The organism is Nonomuraea sp. NPDC005501, from assembly GCF_040605905.1.
Classification (GTDB): Bacteria; Actinomycetota; Actinomycetes; order Streptosporangiales; family Streptosporangiaceae; genus Nonomuraea.
On record NZ_JBEXDT010000051.1, the window covers coordinates 1 to 18,936 of the forward strand.

The following is an 18,936-nucleotide window of genomic DNA, read 5'->3' on the forward strand; positions in this document are numbered from 1 at the left end:
GGCCACGGAGCGCGGGCTGGCCGAGTTCAACGCGTTCGTCGTCGGCGCCGGTGACCGGCTGGCTCCTGCGACAGGGCCGCGTTCATGGCCGTCGCGAGCTGCTTGGCCGCCGCCTCGACGTCCTGGCCGTCGGTGAACGCCTTGGTGATCGCGTCGGTCTCCAGGCGCGTCCAGGCGGCGGTGTTCTTCGAGACCGGGTACGGCCGGGCGTCCGGGACCTGGTCGATGAACGCCTGGAGGTCCAGTCCGGGCATCGACTTGACCCACGACTCCTGGAGTCCCTCGTAGGCCGGGATGACGGCGCCGGCCTCGGCCTGGATGCGGTTGGCCTGCTCCGAGCCGAGGAACTTGACGAACTCCCACGCCTCCTGCGGGTGCTTGGTCTTGGCGTAGACGACGTTGGCCAGGCCGTGGATGACGGTGGCCTCGCCCTTGGGCCCGGCGGGGAGCGGGGCGACTCCGGCCTTGAGGCCCTCGGTCTTGAAGTACTGGGAGGCGTCGTACGAGCCGTCGTACCACATGGCGAGCTTGCCGCTCTTGAACATCTCGATGGGGTCGTTGTCGGTCATCTGCTGGACCGTCGGCGAGAGCTTCCGGTCGAGCAGGTCCTTCCAGAACGTGAGGCCCTCGATGGTGGCGGGGTCGTCGTAGCCCGACTTCTTCTTGTCGTCGGAGATCACATAGCCGCCGGCCTGGAAGATCGTGTTGTAGAAGACCTCCTGCGACCAGGGCATCGCGCCGATGCCGTGGACGCCCTTGGCCGGGTCGGTCAGCTTCTTGGCCGCCGCGCGGACGTCGTCCCAGGTCCAGGAGGCGTCGGGGTACTTGACCTTGGCGGCGTCGAACAGGTCCTTGTTGTACCAGAGGCCGATGGTGTCGAAGTCCTTGGGGATGCCGTACTGCTTGCCGTCGAGGGTGTAGAGGTCGACCAGCGACTTGGGGTACTTGCCGAGGTCGAGCTTGTCGGCGGCGATCCGGTCGGACAGGGGCATCAGCGCGCCCTGGGAGGCGTACAGGCCGATGCGCGGGCCGTTCATCCAGAAGACGTCGGGCGCCGTGCCGCCGGCCGCGGAGGTCTGGAGCTTGGTCCAGTACTCCTTGTTCGGGGTGAACTGGAGCCTGACCTCGATGTTCGGGTGGGTCTTGGCGAACTCCTGGACGATCTTGTTCATCGCCTGGCCCTGGTTCTCGCTGTCCCAGTAGGCGTAGGTCAGCGTCACCTTGCCGCCGGAGCCGCCCCCGTCAGACGAGGAGCATCCCGCGAGTCCTGCCACGAGCGCACCGGCGCACATCAGCGCCCTCATCTTGCCTGTCATGTCGTCCCCATCTGTCGGGTTTGCGCGTGACTGGAAGATAGCGCTCATTTATGAAAACAACTATAGATAATCGTGCAGGATCTTGCAGAAGATGCGCGCACGCGACCGCTGCGTGACAGCTTCGTGACAGAATTATCGAAGAACTCTACGAAAAGAGCAGGTCATCGGCGCGGTCCAGCGCCCACCGGACGGCGCCCAGCGTGACGCAGTCGCTGCCCAGGCCGGAGGCCACGACCTTCGGCGGGTAGTAGCACACGTCGTCGAAGTAGCGCTGAATCGGCTCGACCAGCAGGTCGCCGGCCCTGGCCAGGCGGCCGCCGACCACCACCATCTCCGGGTCGAGCGGGTTGACCAGCGTGAGCAGGCCCTCGCCCAGGTGCCGGGCGAACGCGGTGACGGCCGCCAGCGCCCGCTCGTCGCCGGCGCGCGCCCGGGCGATGGCGAAGTCGGCCGCCTGCTGGTGCGAGCGCAGCTCGCCCGGCTCCGCCTCCATCGCGTAGTCGAAGACGTGCTTGAAGGCCGACCAGTGGTCGCGGGCCTGCCGGCCGATCTCGCCGGCGGCGGCGTTGGCGCCCCGGTGCGGCCGGCCGCCGATCAGCAGGGCGAGGCCCAGCCGATGGCCGGTGAAGAGGTAGACCACGTCGTCATGACCGCGCGCCACGCCCCGCCAGTGCTCGGCGAGCACCGCGAGCCGCATGTCGTTCTCGACCAGCACGGGCGGCGCGAGCCGCCGCCCCAGCTCGGCCCGCAGGTCGAGGCCGGTCCAGCCGGGCAGGACGGTGCTCTTGACCACGCGGCCCGCGTTGTCCACCACACCGGTGGTGCCCACGCCGACGGCCGCCAGGCCGGCCATGGACAGCCCGGCCCGGTCGGCGACGGCGGAGACCAGGCCGGCGACGGCGTCGAGGCGCTCGGCCGCGGTCATCGTCGCGTGGGTGGGCGCCTTGTGCGAGGCGACGACCTCGCCGTTGAGGTCGGCCACCATGGCGCGTACGTGGGAGGCCCCGATGCCGACCCCCGCCACGTGACCCGCCGACGCGCGGAAGCGGAAGCGCCGGGCCGGCCGGCCGCGCTGGCGGTCGCCCTGCTCCTCGCCGCACTCCTCGGCCCAGCCCTCGGCGACCAGGTCCTCGACGATCACCTCGGCCGTCGGCCTGGAGACACGGGCCGCCCTGGCCAGCTCGCTCAGCGTGGCCACCCCGGCCTCCCGCAGGATGCGCAGCACCGCGGCGGAGTTGAGCCTGCGCAGAAGGGAGGCGTCGCCGCTCTGCTGTCGCACCGGACCTCCAGGGAAACCGTCAGATCGACATCTTACTTAACAAACCTTGTTGCTTAATCGCGGGGCGGCCAGGAGGCGTGCCAACACGCCGGGCGGCGGCGTGAAGCGAAGCTGTGGGGGCACTTAAGAATCCCTCGATGGACATGCCCGGAGCCGGGACGGCACAGTGCGTTAGGTTCGGGATGAGGGGGAATCTATGATGAAAGCGCTGGTCAAGGATAGGCCCGAGCCTGGTCTCCGGCTGGTCGACGTTCCGGAGCCGACGCCGGGGCCCGGTGAGGTGCTGATCAAGGTGCTGCGTACCGGCATCTGCGGCACCGACCTCCATATCCGGAAATTTGATGACTGGGCGAGAAACACCCTGAAGCTTCCCCTCGTCGTGGGGCACGAGTTCAGCGGCGAGGTCGTCGAGCTCGGCCCCGGCGTGGAGAGCGTCGCCGTCGGCGACCTGGTCAGCGGAGAGGGCCACATCGTGTGCGGCCGGTGCCGCAACTGCATGGCCGGCCGCCGTCACCTGTGCCGCAACACCGTCGGCCTCGGCGTGCACCGCGACGGGGCCTTCGCCGAGTACGTCACGCTTCCCGCCGAGAACGCCTGGGTCCACCGCGTCCCCGTCGATCCCGACGTGGCGGCCGTCTTCGACCCGTTCGGCAACGCCGTTCACACCGCCCTGTCGTTCCCCCTCGTCGGTGAGGACGTGCTCATCACCGGCGCGGGCCCGATCGGGCTGATGGCCGCGGCCGTGGCCACCCACGTCGGCGCCCGCAACGTCGTCATCACCGACGTCAGCGACGAGCGCCTCGGCCTGGCCGCCAAGCTCGGCGTCTCCCTCGCGCTGAACGTGGCCCGCGACTCCCTCGCCGACGGCATGCGCCGCCTCGACATGCGCGAGGGCTTCGACGTGGGGCTGGAGATGTCCGGCAACCCGCGGGCCATGCGCGACATGATCTCGAGCATGACGCACGGCGGGAAGATCGCCATGCTCGGCCTGCCCGCGGAGGAGTTCGCGGTCGACTGGGCCACGATCGTCACCTCCATGATCACCATCAAGGGGATCTACGGCCGTGAGATGTTCGAGACCTGGTACAACATGTCGGTCCTGCTGGAGAAGGGCCTCGACCTGACCCCGGTGATCACCGACCGGTTCCCGTACCAGGAGTTCGACGCCGCCTTCGACACCGCCGCGAGCGGCCGTACGGGCAAGGTCATTTTGGATTGGAGTTGTGCTTGATGTTCACCAACGTGCGCGAGCAGCTGCGTGAGACGCTCGACGAGATCGGCGAGGCCGGGCTGCTCAAGCCCGAGCGCGTGATCAGCACCCCGCAGAGCTCGAACGTGCGCGTCGCCGGTCAGGAGGTGCTGAACTTCTGCGCCAACAACTACCTCGGCCTGGCCGACCACCCCGAGGTGGTCGCGGCGGCCAAGGAGGCGCTCGACCGGTGGGGCTTCGGCATGGCCTCGGTCCGGTTCATCTGCGGCACCCAGGAGGTGCACAAGGAGCTCGAAGGACGCCTGTCCGCCTTCCTCGGCATGGAGGACACCGTCCTGTACAGCTCGTGCTTCGACGCCAACGGCGGCGTGTTCGAGACGCTGCTCGACGGCCAGGACGCGGTGATCTCCGACGCGCTCAACCACGCGAGCATCATCGACGGCATCCGCCTGTCCAAGGCCCGCCGCCTGCGCTACGCCAACCGCGACATGGGCGAGCTGGAGTCCCGCCTGAAGGAGGCGTCGGACGCCCGCCGCCGGCTGATCGTCACCGACGGCGTGTTCTCCATGGACGGCTACCTCGCCCCGCTGCCGGAGATCTGCGACCTGGCCGACCGGTACGACGCGATGGTGATGGTGGACGACTCCCACGCCGTCGGCTTCGTCGGCCCCACCGGGCGCGGCACGCCCGAGCTGCACGGCGTGACCGACCGGATCGACATCATCACCGGCACTCTGGGCAAGGCGCTCGGCGGGGCCAGCGGCGGCTACGTCTCGGCCCGCCGGGAGATCTGCGAGCTGCTGCGCCAGCGCTCCCGGCCGTACCTCTTCTCCAACTCCCTCGCGCCCGTCATCGCCTCCGCCTCGCTGCGCATCCTCGACCTGCTGGAGAGCACCGGGGAGGCGCGGGAGCGGCTGCGCTCCAACACGGCCCGCTTCCGCAGCGAGATGACGCGCCACGGGTTCGACATCCTGCCCGGCGACCACCCGATCGTCCCGGTCATGATCGGCGACGCGGCGAAGGCGTCGGCCATGTCGGACCGGCTGCTGGAGCTGGGCATCTACGTGATCGGGTTCTCGTACCCGGTGGTGCCGCACGGCCAGGCCCGCATCCGCGTCCAGCTCTCGGCCGCGCACTCCGCCGAGGACGTGGACCGCGCCGTGGAGGCGTTCGCCCAGGCCCGCGGCTGACCGTCCTGGCCCCCACGGCCAGGCGGGCGCCGTAGGTATTCTCACCAGCGTGATAGACACGCGCCGCCTGCGCACGCTGCGCGCGGTGGCCGACCACGGCACGGTCACCGCCGCGGCGGCCACCCTGCACCTCACCCCTTCGGCCGTGTCGCAGCAGCTCGTCGCCCTGGAGCACGAGGTGGGGCACCGGTTGTTCACCCGCGACGGCCGCGGCGTGCGGCTCACCGCCGTGGGCACGATCATGCTCAGGCACGCGGACGAGGTGCTCGCCCAGCTCGAACGCGCCGAGGCGGAGGTCGCCGCCTACGCCTCCGGGGAGGCGGGCGAGGTCACCGTGGCCTGCTTCGCCACCGCGATCAGCGCCGTCCTCGCGCCGGCCGTCGCCGCGCTCCGGCTCAAGGCCCCGGGCCTGCAGGTCCGCGTACGGGACGTGGAGGGGGACCAGGGGCTGGCCATGCTGCTCGACGAGCGGGCGGACCTGGCCGTCGTCGTGGAGTACCGCGGCTGGCCGGAGGCGGCGGACGGCCGCCTGTCCCGGGTCCCGTTGTACGCCGAGCCGTTCGACCTCGTCCTCCCCGACGAGCACCCCCTGGCCGCGGGGCCGTCCGACGAGCCGGTGGCGCTCGCGGACCTGGGCGGTGAGACCTGGATCGGCCCCCACCCGGGCAACCCGGTCCACGACGTGATCGCCTTCGCGTGCGAGCAGGCGGGGTTCACGCCCGCGTTCGCGCACTGCTCGGACGACTTCCGCGCCGTGGCGGCGCTGGTCGCGGCGGGCGCGGGGGTGGCGCTCGTACCCCGGCTCGCCCTGCGCGACATGACGCTGTCGGGTGTCACGGTACGGCCCGCGCCGGGCCCGGAGCGGCGCGTCTTCGCCGCCGTCCGCCGCGGCGCGGCCGCCCACCCGCTCCTCCGGCAGGTGCTCGACACCCTGCGCGCCATCGCCCCGGTCTGAGGCCACTTCCCCACGGTCCGGCGAGGACCGGGTCTCCGCGTGACGTCACGTGAAATTCCGCGCTCGCCCACGGACACGTACGTGATCGAGACCGGCCAGCAGCACACCGACGCGGCCGGACGCGCGGCCGGTGTCAGCCGACGGCGTACGCCCGGGTGATGGTCTGCGTCACCCGGTCACTCGCCGCGTCCGTGACCTTGGCGCGCAGCGAGACGAACCTCTGCCTGCCCGGTCCCGGCTCCACCCGGTGGCCGGCGGAGGTGACGACGACCCGGTCGCCGGTGATCAGCGTGACCGTGCCCGTCCGGTCGTTCCCTTGCCGCGTGACCGTGCCCGTCCGGTCGCTCCCGTGCCGCGTGGCCGTCCGTCCGGCGTCGGCCGCGTCCGGACCGGCGGGCGCCGGAACGGCCGTGAAGCCGACCGACCCGGCCAGGACGGCGGCCATCAGACCATTGCCTGAGCTCATGCGCTACCTCTCGCGATCGCCTGAGGGATCTTCATGACGCATGAGGAAATGTCCAGAGGGCTTCTGTCACGGCCCCGATGAAACGGAACCCCAGAGCCGGACATCTCCTGAGATGTGTCCAAAACACCGAGAGAAGCCAACATGGGCCCCCCAACGCCCGAGCAGCGCTTCGAGGAGCTGTACCTGGCGCACTACCCCGCCATCGCCGCCTACGTCACGCGACGTACCGACTCCCCCGACGACACCGCCGACGTGATCGCCGAGACGTTCACGACGGCCTGGCGGCGGCTCGGCGACGTGCCCGGCGGCGACGAGGCCCGGCTGTGGCTGTACGGCGTCGCCCGGCGTGTCCTCGCCAACCACTTCCGCGCCCAGGAGCGCCGCTCGGCGCTGGCCGCGCGGCTGCGCGAGGAGCTGACCAGCTGGTCCCGGCCCGTGGCGGACCGGGACGGCGACGCCGCTTACCAGGCGTTCAGGCGCCTGCCGCCCGACGACCGGGAGCTGTTGTCGCTCGTCGGCTGGGAGGGACTGGGCCACGCCGAGATCGCCAAGGTGCTCGGCTGCTCGCGCGGCGCCGTACGCCTGCGCCTGCACCGCGCCCGCAAACGGCTGGCCAGAGAACTGGCCGCCGACAACCTGGATCTGACCACGTACGGCCTGCGCGCCGTCGCACTCGCGGAGGGGAAGTCATGAACACCGATGTGGATCGCGTCGTCGCCCACCTCAAGCCCGCCTCCGGGCCCGGCATGAGTGAAGGGGCCCGGGCGCTGATGCGAGAGATCATGACCGCCGAGGCCGCGCCCGCCCGGGTGCCCGCCGCGACGGAGAGACATGGGCGCCGCAGGCTGGTCCTGCGCGCCGCGGTGCCGGGCGTGGCCCTGCTGGCCGCCGCGTTCCTCGGCCTGAGCTGGCTGCTGCCCGCCGGGCTCGGCCTCGGCCCCGGGACGGCCGCGGCGCTCGACATCAAGAAGGAGGACGGCTACTTCGTCATCGAGGTCAAGGACCTGTACGCCGACGCCGCCGCCTACGAGAGCCAGCTCCGTGACGCCGGTCTGGACGTGACCCTGAGGGTCATCCCCTCGACCCCGGCGTTCGTCGGGTCCGTCTTCCCTGTCTCGCCCACCGAGAACCGGTATCTCGACGAGATCAAGACCATCGACCGGCCGGGGGACTGCGACAAGCTGGGCGGCTGCCCGATCGGGGTGAAGATCCCGGAGAACTTCCAGGGACCCGCCGAGATCACCCTCGGGCGGGAGGCCCGGCCCGGCGAGCAGTTCGAGAACAGCACCATGATCGACGCCCTGGGCGAGCCGCTGCACTGCCTGCCCTACATCGGCCGGCCCGTGTCCGAGGTGCGCGACATGCTGCGGGAACGCGGCGTGACCGTCCAGGACTTCGTGGACATGGACCCCGTCTCCGGGGGGACGAAGGAGTCGGTCCCGGACTCGTGGCTGGTGGAGGGCGGCAGCATGAGGGAGCCGGGCAAGGCGAGCCTGAACGTCTACGAGGGGTCCGAGCCGCAGGAGCCGGGGGGCCGCCGCGGCTCGAACTGCCCGACTTCCTAGGCGGCGCGGGGGCCGAACTCCTGGTCGTACCGGGGCTGCTGCCCGCACGGGGCGCCGGGCAGCCGCCCTCTCCGCGAGGACACTGGGCCCGCGGCCGCGGCGGCAGGGTAGTGACTCGATCAGCCCTTCCTGGTGCCTGCCGGCGGCGAGCAGCCGTTCCAGCACGGCCCGCAGCGCCGCGGCGTCGGCGAGCGCGACCTCGGTCATGGCCCGCTGCAACGTCAACGGCGTGCGCAGCTCGTGGAGGCGTTGGCGACGAACGCCCGCTGCGCCGTGAACGCCGACTCCAGCCGGTCCAGCAGCGCGTCGAACGTGTCGGCCAGCTCTTTGAGCTCGTCGCCGGGCCCGGACGCGGCCAGCCGCCGGTCGAGCCGGTCGGCCGTGATGTGCCGGACGGTGGCCGTCATACGGGCCAGCGGGCGCAGCACCCGCAAGGGCGAGGACGTCGATGTCCGGTCGGTGAAGTACGGCGCGGCGGTGCGGGCCTGCGGCCCGCTGCTGCCGCGCGGTGACCGGCTGCCGGGCGCCCCCGCCGCGCCCGCCGCTCCGGCCGCCCCCGTGCGATCCTGAGCCTTTTCGCCGGGGATGTCACAGCTGCTCCGGTCCGGACACTGGCCATCATGTGACACTCCCGTACCGGAAGGACGACGACGTGGGACAACCCGATCCTCGCCGCCGTTTCGAGCAGATCTACACGGAGCACTACGCGGCCGTCGCCGCTTACGTGCGGCGGCGCGCCGACTCGCCGGACGACATCGCCGACCTGCTGGCGGAGACCTTCACCACCGCATGGAGGCGGCTCGGCGAGGTGCCGGCCGGCGATCGCGCCCTGTTCTGGCTGTACGGCGTGGCCCGGCGCACCCTCGCCAACCACCGCCGCGGTGAGACCCGCAGGACGGCGCTGACCCAGCGGCTGGGTGAGGAGCTGGCCGCCTGGGCCGGGTCCCCGGCGGACCGGGCGCCCGGGGCGGCGCGCGCGGCCTTCCTGCGCCTGTCGGACGACGACAGGGAACTGCTGGCGCTGGCCGGCTGGGAGGGCCTCGGCGGCGCCGAGATCGCCAAGGTGCTGGGCTGCTCGCGCATCGCCGCCCGCCAGCGTCTGCACCGCGCGCGCAGGCGGCTCGCGGCCGAACTGGCCGCCACCGACGAGGACCTCGCCGATTACGGCCCGCGGGCCGTCCGTCTCGCCAAGGAGAGCACGTGACCACGAACCTGGACGACGTCGTCGAGCGGCTGGCGCCCGCCCCGGTGCCCGCGGCGCCCCTGACTCCGCTCGCGCGGGAAATGATGAACGAGATCATGGACGCGGAGCCGGCACCCGCCGCCCGGCCCCGGCGCAGGTGGCGCCCGCTCGTCGCGCTGCCGGTGGCCGCGGCCCTCGCGGCGGCGGCCTGGATCGTCCCCTCGGCCCTGAACAGCACGCCCGCCGCCGCGCTGGACGTCAAGGAGGAGGGCGGCTACTTCGTCATCGCGGTCAAGGACCTGTACGCCTCCCCGAAGGTGTACGAGGCCCAGCTCAAGAGCCTCGGCCTGAACGTGGACCTGCGCGTCGTGCCGGCCACGCCGGCCTTCGAGGGCGAGCTGTCCATGGACACGCCCGACTGGAAGCCGATGACCCCCTTCCCCTACCGGGACAAGATCATGAGCATCGACCGGCCCGAGGGCTGCGTCGGCGTGGGCCGCACCTGCCCGATCGGCCTCAAGATCGCCAAGGATTTCACCGGCTCGGCCGGCGTGCGGCTCGGCCGCGCGGCCCGCCCCGGCGAGCAGTACGAGATCAGCGGCTCCCTCACCGCCGTCCGCGAGCCGATGAACTGCGTGCCCTTCTACGGCCGGCCCGTGGGGGAGGTGCGCGCCGAGCTCAAGAAGCGGGGCGTGACCGTCGACGAGTACGCCATCCGCAAGCCAGGCCAGCGGGGCAAGGACGCACAGGTCACGACGAGTGTGCCGGACTCCATGTACGTGCGCTGGGGCGGCCTGAGGAGCTACGGCCACGCCGTCCTGGTGGTCAGTGTGGAGCCGATGACCGACGCCTTGATGAAGAAGCTGCTCGTGAGCGACGGATGCCCGACGTCATGAACCCGGGCAGGGGGCTCGTCGCGCTCCCGCCGGCGGCCGGGGGCCTCACGGGGCCATGGGGCCCCGGCCGCCGTCGCCCGGAGGACGCTCGTCACCGAGGCGCCCGAGGGCCGGGCTCCCGCGCTCAGGGGCGCGCGGGATCCACATGCCCTCGGCGGCCTGGGTCCCTCCGGGGTTCGGGCTGGGGTGCGGGCGCCGTGTGACGGCCATCCGGGTCACACCCGGGCCCGTTCCACGGCGTCGCGGAAGCGGGTGTAGGCGTCGAGCTCCGCCTCCACGGGCTGGAGGACGTACTCGGCGCTCACCTCCCCGATGGCGGCGCGCATCGCCTTGGCCGTACGGCGGGCGCGACGCCGGCCACCCGCCCAGGCCGCCAGCCGGGACAGCAGCGCCACCAGGATCCCGGCCAGCGCTCCCCCGACGAGCAGCACGGTCGGCCACGGCACCACGCCGAGCGTGGGCACGGGAAGCTCCGGCAGCCGCAGGTAGTCCAGCGCGAACAGCACGCCCAGCCAGAGCGCGCCCACCACCATCGCCGCGAACACCAGCCACTGCACCGACCCGACAGCCTTCCACCACCGGGGCGGTCTGGCCGCCTGGACGGACGTCCGCCCCACGGCCCGGTCGACGGCGTCGGCCAGCTCGGCCGAGCGCGCCCGCGCCGCCCGCCGCACCGCCGCCGCCCACGGGCCGGGCGCCCCGGTCGCGGCGGCCTCGCCGACGTCGCGGATCGCGGTCTCCACCCGCGCCTTCTGCACGGCGGAGGCCGCCGGCAGGGACGTACGCCCGACGATCTGCCGGCCGTCGTCCCGCCGGGCGGGGGCCTTGGCGGCGGGCATGCCACCTGACGCGGCGATCGCCGTGCCGGTGCCGCTCCTCGATCCGTTCTCCGCTCCGGGGCCGGGGCCCGGGCTGATGCCTGTGCCGAGGCGGAGGCGGCGCAGGGGGTCGGGCCTGAGGCGGCGGATCCACCGGGTGACCGGCCAGCCGGTGGCGACCACGGCCCGGTGCCGGTGCCCCTTCGCCACGGCCTCCAGCACGAGCGGCACGCCGGCCGCCTCCTCCAGCGCCACCGTGAGCCGCCTTCCCAGCCGCGCCGTGACGTCTCCGGCCGGCTCCGCCTCCGGCAGCTCGGCGGAGCGCGTGATCTCCCTGCCCGCGGCCAGGACCCCGAGAGCTGTGCCGGGCGAGGCCGTCGTGGGGTGGTCGTGCTCGTCCGTCTCCCCCGCCGCCTCCTCCTCGAGCGGGGTCCCCGAGGAGCCGGTGGAGGCGGTGGCGAGGAGGTCGGCGGCGGTGGTGACGTCCGCGGCCAGCCGGGTGGCCCAGGCGCGGCGGTCCACGACGCGCCCCGCCAGGAGCGCGCGCAGCTCGGGCAGCCCCATGCCGGTACGGGCCGAGGTGGCGAGCACCGGCACGCCCTTCAGGTCGTCCTCGTCCAGGAGCCGCCGCACGTCGCGCAGGCAGCGGTCCACCGCGTCGGGCGGCAGGCGGTCGGCCTGGTTGAGCGCCACGACCATCACGTCGCGGTGCCCGGACAGCGGGCGCAGGTAGCGCTCGTGGAGCGCCGCGTCGGCGTACTTCTGCGGGTCCAGCACCCACACCAGCAGGTCGACCAGCTCGACGAGGCGGTCGACCTCCAGGCGGTGGTCGAGCCGGATGGAGTCGTGGTCAGGCAGGTCCAGCAGGATGAGTCCGGAAAAATCCTGACCTGTGGGGGTGCCTGCCTCATGGCGGGTGAAGACGTCCAGCCAGTCCAGCAGCGGCCCCGCCCCCGCGTCGCCGTCCCACACCGCCGCCTGCACGGCGGACGTGGTCGGCCGTGTGACGCCCACCGCCGCCACCTCCGTCCCCGTCAGGGCGTTGAACAGCGACGACTTCCCGCTCCCCGTGGCCCCGGCCAGGGCGACGACCGTGTGCTCGGCCGAGAGGCTGCGGCGGACCCCGGCCCGCTCGGCCACCGCCCGCGCGGACTCCACCGCGCCGTCCGGCAACCGTCCCCCGGCCAGCGCGGCGGCCTCCAGCAAGGCGTCCAGCCGGGAGCTCAGCGGCGGCCCCTCCTTGCGGCGCAGCAGCTTCATGCCGTACCTCCCGGCGTGTCCAGGGCGCCGGGTGGCAGCTCCGCGCGGTGGGCCCGCACCGACCCGGCCGCCTCCATGAGGGCGTCCGCCGTGCCCGGCGACGGCTCGACGGGCTCCAGCAGCGCGGTGTACCGCGCCGCCTCCTCCTCCATCAGCACCCGCACCCGCTCCCGCAGATCGTCCCGGGCCCGGACGGTCAGCGTCCGCACCGCCTGGTCGCCGAAGATGGCCTCCAGCAGCTTCTGCGACAGCACGCTGGTGCCGCCCGCGATGCCCACCTCGATCCCGGTCAGCCCGCCCGTCGAGGCGAACACGGCCAGCATGAGCAGCAGCCCCGCCCCGTTGACCCCGAACGACGCCAGCCGCGCCGTCGTGCGCCGCTCCCCGCCTTCCTGCCGTACGAGGTCCATCACGAACTCCTGCCAGCCCCGCACCGCGGCCTCGGCCCGTTTGCCCAGGTCCGGCGAGGCGCGGCCGAGCCGGGCGGCCTCGACGGCGCCGACCCGCTCGATGATCCCGGGGCCGCCGGGCGCGGCCGACCAGCCGTCCAGCGCGCGCTCCGCGGCGGCGTCGGCGGCTCCTCTGATCAGCGCCTCGACCCCGCTCTCCAGCGCGTCGCGCAGCTCGGCGGCGGGCACGCGGCCGGTGAAGAACGACACGAGCCGGTCGCGCAGCCAGCCCACCCGGCTCTCCAGGGACCGCATCAGGTCGCCGGTGCCGATGAAGTCCTGCCAGCGGGCCAGCACCTCGCCGCGCAGCAGCGAGCCGTCGCGCATGCCCTCGTCGAAGTCGGCCATCGCCCCCGCGTACGCCCCCGTCACGATGGACCGGAGCCCGTCGAAGCCGGCCTGCTGCCGCCGCACGGCGGTCGCGAGTTCGGGCACCCGCGCGGCCAGGCTGTCGAGCGCCCCGGACAGCGTCTGCCGCACCACGCGGGCCCGCTCGGCGGCGTCGGCGGCCAGCCCGGTCAGCCAGGCGACGATCGGCCCGACGAGCGGGGCGGGCAGGCGCGCCTTCTCGGACGGCAGCGCCGCCTCCGGCACGGTGAACAGCCGGGTGCCGTCGAGCCCGTTGGCCACGAGGAGCCGTTCGAGATCGCGGGTGACGGGCGCGGCGGCCTCCGGGGGCACCCGGTCGAGGACGACGGCGAGCGCGGTGCTCCGCTCGCGGGCCGAGCGCAGGAAGCTCCACGGCACCTCGTCGGCGTAACGGGCGGCGGTCGTGACGAACAGCCACAGGTCGGCGGCGGCGAGGAGCTGCGCCGCCAGCTCCCGGTTGGCGGTCACCACGGAGTCGATGTCGGGGGCGTCGAGCAGGGCCAGCCCGGCGCCCAGCGCCTCGGAGGTCACCACCCGCAGCGCGCCCGCCGATTCGCCGCTGGTGCGGGACAGGCCGGGAAGCACGTTCGCGCCCATGAACCAGTCGAGGTCGGCCGGGCTGGCGACGAGCGTCGGCACGAGCGTGGTCGGCCGAAGCACGCCGGGCTCGGCCACGTCGGCGCCGACGAGCGAGTTGACCAGCGTGGACTTGCCCGCCCCGGTGGAGCCGCCCACCACGGCCAGCAGCGGCGCGTCGATGGCGCGCAGCCGCGGCAGGAGGTAGTCGTCGAGCTGCCCGGTCATCTCCCTCAGCAGCCGGCGATCGTCCTCGGCACGGCCGATGGCGAGCGGGAACAGCTCTCCGTCGAGCCGGCGCCGCAGCCCCTCCAACGCACCCAGCAGGTCCATGTCCTCAAGCTAGCCCGCAGGCGGCTCCCTAAGCACATATCCGACGCTCCGCAGCGTGTGGATCAGTCGCGGCTCGACCGCGTCGACCTTGCGCCGCAGGTAGGAGACGTATGACTCGACCACGCCGGCGTCGCCGCCGAAGTCGTAGTTCCACACGTGATCGAGGATCTGCGCCTTGGACAGGACGCGCCCCGCGTTGGACATGAAGTAGTGCAGCAGCTTGTACTCGGTCGGCGACAGCCGCACCGGTTCGCCGGCCCGCCACACCTCGCGCGTGTGCTCGTCCAGCTCCAGGTCGGCGACCTTCAGCCGGGTGGCCGGCGCGCTCTCGCCCCGGGTGCGGCGCAGCACCGCGCGGATGCGGGCCTGCACCTCCTCCAGGCTGAACGGCTTGGTGACGTAGTCGTCGCCCACGCCCAGCCCGGCGATCTTGTCCTCGGTGGCGTCACGGGCGGTCAGGAAGAGCACGGGGGCGGTGATCCTCCTGGCCACCTCGAAGCCGTCGAGGTCGGGCAGCATCACGTCCAGCACCACGAGGTCGGGCGAGGTGCGCTCGGCCACCTCGACGGCCTCGTAGCCGTCGGCGGCGGTCAGCACCTGGAACCCGGAGAAGCGCAGGCTGGCGGACAGCAGATCCCTGATGCTGGGCTCGTCGTCCACCACCATGATCAGCGCCTCGGGTTCGGTCACCTACATAGCGTTACGCAGGGAGCTGAGGAATAGCTGAAGGGTCACTCCAAGGCGAGTGGGAGTTCGACGCGGAAGGTGCAGCCGGCGCCGACCTCGGTGGTCAGCGTGACGGCGCCGCCGTGGGCCTCCATGAGGGCCCGCACGATGGCCAGGCCCAGGCCGCTGCCCCGGTCGTCGCCGGCCCGCCGCCGCGAGCGCGCCGTGTCGGCCCGGTAGAAGCGCTCGAAGACCTTCTCGGCCTGGTCCGGCGGCAGTCCCGGCCCCTTGTCGGCGACCTCCAGGAACACGGTGTCGCGGCCGGCGCCGACACGGACGGTGACGGGCGTGCCCGGGTCGGTGTGGACGAGCGCGTTGGTCACCAGGTTGCCGATGACCTGGCGCAGCCGCACCTCGTCGCCGGAGACGATGAGGGCGGCGCCGCCGACGACGTCGAGGCTGATCACCCGGTCGGGCTGCAGGATGCGGGCGTCGTGGACGGCGTCGGCGGCCAGTGCGAGCATGTCGACGGGCCCCATCCTGAGCGGGCGCTGCTGGTCGACGCGGGCGAGCAGCAGCAGGTCGTCCACGAGCAGGCTCATCCGGCCGGCCGCCTTCTCCACGCGCTGCATGAGCTCGGCGGGGTCGGCGCCGGGGTTCTGCCGGGCGTACTCGGCGAAGCCGCGGATGGAGGTGAGCGGGGTGCGCAGCTCATGCGAGGCGTCCCCCACGAACTGGCGCATGCGGTCCTCGGAGCGGCGCGCCGCGGCCTCGGAGGCGGAGCGGGCGGCGAACGCGGCCTCGATCTGCGCGAGCATGCCGTTGAGCGAGCGGGCCAGCCGGCCCACCTCGGTGCGCGGGTCGCCGTCGGGGACGCGCCGGCCCAGCTCGCCGCCCGCGATGGCCTCGGCGGTGCGCTCGATCTGGATCAGCGGGCGCATGCTGCGCCGCACGCTGGTCACGCCGACGACGGCCAGGATCAGCAGGATGCCGCCGCCGCCGAGCAGCTCGATCAGGCCCAGCCGCCGGGTGATCTCGCTGACCTCGGTCAGGTCGGCGGCCACGACGAACGAGCCGTGCGGGGTCGCGGTGTGCAGGACCCGCCACTCGCCCTCGCCGTCGCCGGCCTTGGCGGTGTAGATGCCGGGGCCGGGCGAGGGCGACAGCACCGGCTTGGACTTGAAGTCCACGTCGCGGTCGATCTGGAGCGGCTGGTAGCGGCCGGCCCCGTCGCGTACCAGGACGATCGTGTCGGACTCGATGAGCAGCGGCTTGTCCCCGACCTTGCGGCCCTTCTCGCGCCGCTGGAAGTCGTACTCCAGCTTCTTCTGCATGCGTACGGCGACCAGGTTGACCTGGCCGTCGACCCGGTCGAGCAGGTAGCCGTGCAGGACCGAGACGCTGACCAGGCCGATGAAGGTGAGGCCGAGCGCGAGCAGCGCCAGCATCGCGGCGATCAGCTTGATCCTGAGCGGCAGGCCGGACATCAGGGACTCGGCGGCAGGCGCAGCACGTATCCGACACCGCGCAGCGTGTGGATGAGCCGAGGGCTCCGGTTGTCGATCTTCCGGCGGAGCACCGACACGTACGACTCGACGATGCCCACCTCGCCCCGGAAGTCGTAGTCCCACACGTGGTCGAGGATCTGCGGCTTGGACAGCACCCGGCCGGCGTTGGTCATGAAGTAGCGCAGCAGCTTGAACTCGGTCGGCGACAGCGCCACCGCGGTGCCGCCGCGCCACACCTCGTGGCTCTCCTCGTCCAGTTCGATGTCGGCGAACGTCAGCCGCGGCGGCGGCGCGGGCCCGTCGCCGGTGGTGCGGCGCAGCACCGCGTGGATCCGGGCCACCACCTCTTCGAGGCTGAACGGCTTGGTCACGTAGTCGTCGCCGCCGAGCGTCAGACCGCGGATCTTGTCCTCGGTGTCGTCGCGGGCGGTCAGGAACACCACCGGCGTGTGCGTCCCGCCGCCCCGCAGCCGCTGCACGATCTCGAACCCGTCGAAGTCGGGCAGCATGACGTCGAGCACGATGAGGTCCGGCCGGTGCCGTTGCACGGCGGCCACCGCGTCGTGGCCGCTCTTGGCCGTGGTCACGTCGAACCCCGCGAACCTGAGGCTCGCGGCGAGGAGTTCGAGGATGTTGGGGTCGTCCTCGACGATCAGCAGGCGCGCTTCCATCACATCCAAGGATGCACTCATCGGGCGAGTGCCGGAACAAGTGCGACGATATGCCGCGCGATCGCGAGACTCGACGTGGCCGCCGGAGAGGGGGCGTTGCGGACGAGCACCACCCGGCCGTCCACGTCCACGGCGAAGTCGTCGACCAGGCGGCCGTCCCTGGCCACGGCCTGCGCCCGGACGCCGCCCTCGGTGCGGCGCAGGTCCTCGGCGGTCAGCTCGGGCACGTAGCGCCGGGCCGCCTTGAGGAAGGCGCGCCTGGCCAGCGAGCCGTAGATCTCCTTCAGGCCGGTGCGCCAGTGGTGCCCGGCCATCCGCACCGTTCCGGGCCAGCCCATGATCCGCCGCACGTCCCGCACGTCGCGCCGCCGGTAGCCCTCGTAGGCGAGCGCCAGCACGGCGTTCGGGCCGACCAGCACCTCTCCGCCGATGTGCCGGGTCAGATGGACGCCGAGGAACGGGTAGCGCGGGTCGGGCACCGGGTAGATCAGGCCGCGCACCAGGTCCCTGGCGTCGCCGGCGAGCTCGTAGTACTCGCCGCGGAACGGCACGATCCTGATGTCGCCCCGGCGGCCGGCCAGCGCGGCGACCCCGTCGGTGCCGAGTCCGGCGCACACCACCAGCCGGTCGAAGGCGAAGCGCCGCCCGGCCGCCACCACCTCCACGCTCGAGGCGGTCTCCCTGATCGCGCGAACTTGGTGCTCCAGCCGTACGGACCCGCCCAGCTCCGCCACGTCGAGCGCGAGGCGGCGCGCGACCGCGGCGAAGTCGGTGATCGCCGTGTGCGGCGAGTGGACGGCGCCGACACCGACGGCGTGCGGCTCGATCTCGCGCAGGCCCAGCGCGTCCAGCTCGGCGACGCCGGGCACGCCGTTGGCCCTGGCCCGCTCGGCCAGCGCCTTCAGCAGCGGGCGCTCGGCGCGGGTGCTCGCGACGACGAGCTTGCCGACCTCCTCGTACGGCAGCGCGTGCCGTGCGCAGTAGTCCTTGAGCAGCGCCACGCCCTCGCGGCACAGCCGGGCCTTGAGCGATCCGGGCGGGTAGTAGATGCCCGCGTGGACCACGCCGCTGTTGTGTCCCGTCTGGTGGGCCGCGACCCGGCTCTCCTTCTCCAGCACGGTCACCTCGGCGCCGCGCTGCATGGCCAGCTCGCGGGCGACCGCCAGGCCGACGATGCCGGCGCCGACGATCCCAATCTTCTCCGTCACGGCGACAGTCTGCCTATTTCCCGCCGATCCAGGTGGCCTTCCGCGCAGAGCCACCGCAATGTATCCGAAACGGTGTCTCGAACCGGGCGCAAAGTGACGCCGAGCGCCTCCAGGGCGGGGGCGTCGTCGGTGGGGACCATGGTGAGCATGATCTCGGCCGCGTCGCGGGTCAGGGGGTAGGCGATCCGGGCGCCGAGCGCCTTGGCGCCGTCGAGGGCCGCCGCGACCCCGCGCAGCAGGCCGGCTGGCAGCCGGTACGCGCGCCCGCGCCGGCCGGTCAGCTCGGCGCAGAGGGCGGCGAGCTCCGCCCAGGTCAGGAAATGTCCACCGATGAGGTGGCGCCCCGCACCCTGCCCCGGCGTGAAGCAGCGGGCCAGCGCCACGGCCAGGTCGCGCACGTCCAGCACGCACACGCCGCCCGGGACGATCGGCCAGCCGGAGCGCGTCCCGGCCCGGAGACCCTCGTTGAGCGCGTCCAGCCTGGGCTGTCCCGGGCCGAGCAGGCCGCCGGGGTAGACGATGGTCACGCCGTCGAGGCTCCTCGCGTGGCGCTCGCCCTCGACCTTGGACCGGCCGTACGCGTTGCGCGGGCCGGCCAGGGGACTGCCGGCGGTGATGACCGGCCCGGCGGGCGGGACGAACACCGCGACCGTGGAGACGTGCACGACGGGGTCTAGCCCCAGCTCGACGGCCTGGTCGAGGACGTTGCGCAGGCCGACGACGTTCGAGCCGCGCAGGTCGGCGCCGTGCCCGGTGACGCCCATGTCGGCCGCGGCGTGCAGCACGGCGTCGCAGCGCTCCAGCGCGTCGCGGACGGCCCCGGCGTCGCGGATGTCGGCCCGGTGCAGGGGCCAGGAGGCGCCGGTCCGTCCGAGGCCGGCTCCGGCCAGGGAGCGCGCGGCCTTGGCCGGGTCCCTGACGAGGAGGTGCGGCTCGTGCCCGGCCTCGGCCAGGGCGACGGCCGCGTGCGCTCCGACGAACCCGGAGGCACCGGTGACCAGCACGCGCATGCGGCCAA

General features: G+C 73.1%; 19 protein-coding genes. 8 read left to right on the plus strand and 11 right to left on the minus strand.

What is annotated here, in order from left to right; genetic code table 11:
• Nucleotides 1-26: 26 nt before the first annotated feature.
• Nucleotides 27-1,316 carry a sugar ABC transporter substrate-binding protein gene (locus tag ABZS51_RS23875; RefSeq protein WP_355444858.1) on the minus strand — a complete coding sequence of 430 codons (1,290 nt, stop codon included), beginning with the start codon at nucleotides 1,314-1,316 and terminating at the stop codon, nucleotides 27-29.
• Between the two features lie 145 nt (nucleotides 1,317-1,461).
• Nucleotides 1,462-2,595, minus strand: coding sequence for an ROK family transcriptional regulator (locus tag ABZS51_RS23880; RefSeq protein ID WP_310715611.1), 1,134 nt, complete (start codon nucleotides 2,593-2,595; stop codon nucleotides 1,462-1,464).
• A 199-nt stretch (nucleotides 2,596-2,794) separates the two neighbouring features.
• Here ABZS51_RS23880 and tdh point away from each other — a divergent pair, with 199 nt between their 5' ends.
• Genes tdh through ABZS51_RS23895 form a run of 3 tightly spaced genes read left to right on the plus strand, consistent with a single transcriptional unit; the run spans nucleotide 2,795 to nucleotide 5,950 of the window.
• Nucleotides 2,795-3,826 (plus strand): L-threonine 3-dehydrogenase, encoded by a 1,032-nt coding sequence (gene tdh, locus ABZS51_RS23885; RefSeq protein ID WP_355444983.1) that lies wholly within the window; start codon nucleotides 2,795-2,797, stop codon nucleotides 3,824-3,826.
• Nucleotides 3,826-4,995 carry a glycine C-acetyltransferase gene (locus ABZS51_RS23890; protein ID WP_310715625.1) on the plus strand — a complete coding sequence of 390 codons (1,170 nt, stop codon included), beginning with the start codon at nucleotides 3,826-3,828 and terminating at the stop codon, nucleotides 4,993-4,995. The genes tdh and ABZS51_RS23890 overlap by 1 nt, the downstream gene beginning before the upstream one ends.
• Before the next feature lie 49 nt (nucleotides 4,996-5,044).
• Nucleotides 5,045-5,950: a LysR family transcriptional regulator gene (locus tag ABZS51_RS23895; RefSeq protein ID WP_355444860.1), complete on the plus strand. Its 906-nt coding sequence runs from the start codon at nucleotides 5,045-5,047 to the stop codon at nucleotides 5,948-5,950.
• A gap of 133 nt (nucleotides 5,951-6,083) precedes the next feature.
• Here the strand turns inward: ABZS51_RS23895 and ABZS51_RS23900 are convergent, their stop codons facing one another.
• A complete protein-coding gene (locus tag ABZS51_RS23900; protein WP_355444862.1) occupies nucleotides 6,084-6,416 on the minus strand; it encodes a hypothetical protein in 333 nt (110 codons plus the stop codon).
• A gap of 141 nt (nucleotides 6,417-6,557) precedes the next feature.
• On the opposite strand from ABZS51_RS23900, the gene ABZS51_RS23905 reads away from it, so the two are divergent.
• Entirely contained in the window at nucleotides 6,558-7,109 is a 552-nt protein-coding gene (locus ABZS51_RS23905; protein WP_355444864.1) for a sigma-70 family RNA polymerase sigma factor, read from the plus strand.
• Complete coding sequence (locus ABZS51_RS23910; RefSeq protein WP_355444867.1) at nucleotides 7,106-7,981, plus strand: hypothetical protein; 876 nt, start codon at nucleotides 7,106-7,108, stop codon at nucleotides 7,979-7,981. Before ABZS51_RS23905 ends, ABZS51_RS23910 begins: the two co-directional genes overlap by 4 nt.
• A 221-nt stretch (nucleotides 7,982-8,202) precedes the next feature.
• On the opposite strand, the gene ABZS51_RS23915 is transcribed toward ABZS51_RS23910, so the two are convergent.
• Nucleotides 8,203-8,388, minus strand: a complete 186-nt coding sequence (locus ABZS51_RS23915; RefSeq protein ID WP_355444870.1) for a HAMP domain-containing protein — start codon at nucleotides 8,386-8,388, stop codon at nucleotides 8,203-8,205.
• Between ABZS51_RS23915 and ABZS51_RS23920 the strand changes: the two genes are divergently transcribed.
• The 3 genes from ABZS51_RS23920 (at nucleotide 8,378) to ABZS51_RS23930 (ending at nucleotide 10,060) form a co-directional block, all read left to right on the plus strand.
• On the plus strand, nucleotides 8,378-8,551 hold the full coding sequence (locus ABZS51_RS23920) for a hypothetical protein (RefSeq protein WP_355444873.1): 174 nt from the start codon (nucleotides 8,378-8,380) through the stop codon (nucleotides 8,549-8,551). The two genes, ABZS51_RS23915 and ABZS51_RS23920, sit on opposite strands and share 11 nt — an antisense overlap.
• 82 nt (nucleotides 8,552-8,633) lie before the next feature.
• Entirely contained in the window at nucleotides 8,634-9,185 is a 552-nt protein-coding gene (locus tag ABZS51_RS23925; protein ID WP_355444876.1) for an RNA polymerase sigma factor, read from the plus strand.
• Complete coding sequence (locus ABZS51_RS23930) at nucleotides 9,182-10,060, plus strand: hypothetical protein (protein WP_355444879.1); 879 nt, start codon at nucleotides 9,182-9,184, stop codon at nucleotides 10,058-10,060. The genes ABZS51_RS23925 and ABZS51_RS23930 overlap by 4 nt, the downstream gene beginning before the upstream one ends.
• Nucleotides 10,061-10,275: 215 nt before the next feature.
• Here ABZS51_RS23930 and ABZS51_RS23935 read toward each other — a convergent pair whose 3' ends face one another.
• From ABZS51_RS23935 to ABZS51_RS23965, 7 genes are all read right to left on the minus strand, one after another.
• Nucleotides 10,276-12,138 carry a YfjP family GTPase gene (locus ABZS51_RS23935; protein WP_355444882.1) on the minus strand — a complete coding sequence of 621 codons (1,863 nt, stop codon included), beginning with the start codon at nucleotides 12,136-12,138 and terminating at the stop codon, nucleotides 10,276-10,278.
• Complete coding sequence (locus ABZS51_RS23940; RefSeq protein WP_355444885.1) at nucleotides 12,135-13,865, minus strand: ABC transporter; 1,731 nt, start codon at nucleotides 13,863-13,865, stop codon at nucleotides 12,135-12,137. The genes ABZS51_RS23935 and ABZS51_RS23940 overlap by 4 nt, the downstream gene beginning before the upstream one ends.
• A gap of 9 nt (nucleotides 13,866-13,874) precedes the next feature.
• Nucleotides 13,875-14,531 (minus strand): response regulator transcription factor, encoded by a 657-nt coding sequence (locus ABZS51_RS23945; protein ID WP_355444987.1) that lies wholly within the window; start codon nucleotides 14,529-14,531, stop codon nucleotides 13,875-13,877.
• Between the two features lie 65 nt (nucleotides 14,532-14,596).
• The gene (locus ABZS51_RS23950) at nucleotides 14,597-16,018 is read right to left on the minus strand and encodes a HAMP domain-containing sensor histidine kinase (RefSeq protein ID WP_355444887.1); all 1,422 of its coding nucleotides are present in this window, start codon (nucleotides 16,016-16,018) and stop codon (nucleotides 14,597-14,599) included.
• Nucleotides 16,018-16,710, minus strand: a complete 693-nt coding sequence (locus tag ABZS51_RS23955; RefSeq protein WP_310716251.1) for a response regulator transcription factor — start codon at nucleotides 16,708-16,710, stop codon at nucleotides 16,018-16,020. Before ABZS51_RS23955 ends, ABZS51_RS23950 begins: the two co-directional genes overlap by 1 nt.
• A 17-nt stretch (nucleotides 16,711-16,727) precedes the next feature.
• A complete protein-coding gene (lhgO, locus tag ABZS51_RS23960; protein WP_355444890.1) occupies nucleotides 16,728-17,918 on the minus strand; it encodes an L-2-hydroxyglutarate oxidase in 1,191 nt (396 codons plus the stop codon).
• Nucleotides 17,915-18,928 (minus strand): NAD-dependent epimerase/dehydratase family protein, encoded by a 1,014-nt coding sequence (locus tag ABZS51_RS23965; RefSeq protein ID WP_355444893.1) that lies wholly within the window; start codon nucleotides 18,926-18,928, stop codon nucleotides 17,915-17,917. Before ABZS51_RS23965 ends, lhgO begins: the two co-directional genes overlap by 4 nt.
• Between the last annotated feature and the right edge of the window lie 8 nt (nucleotides 18,929-18,936).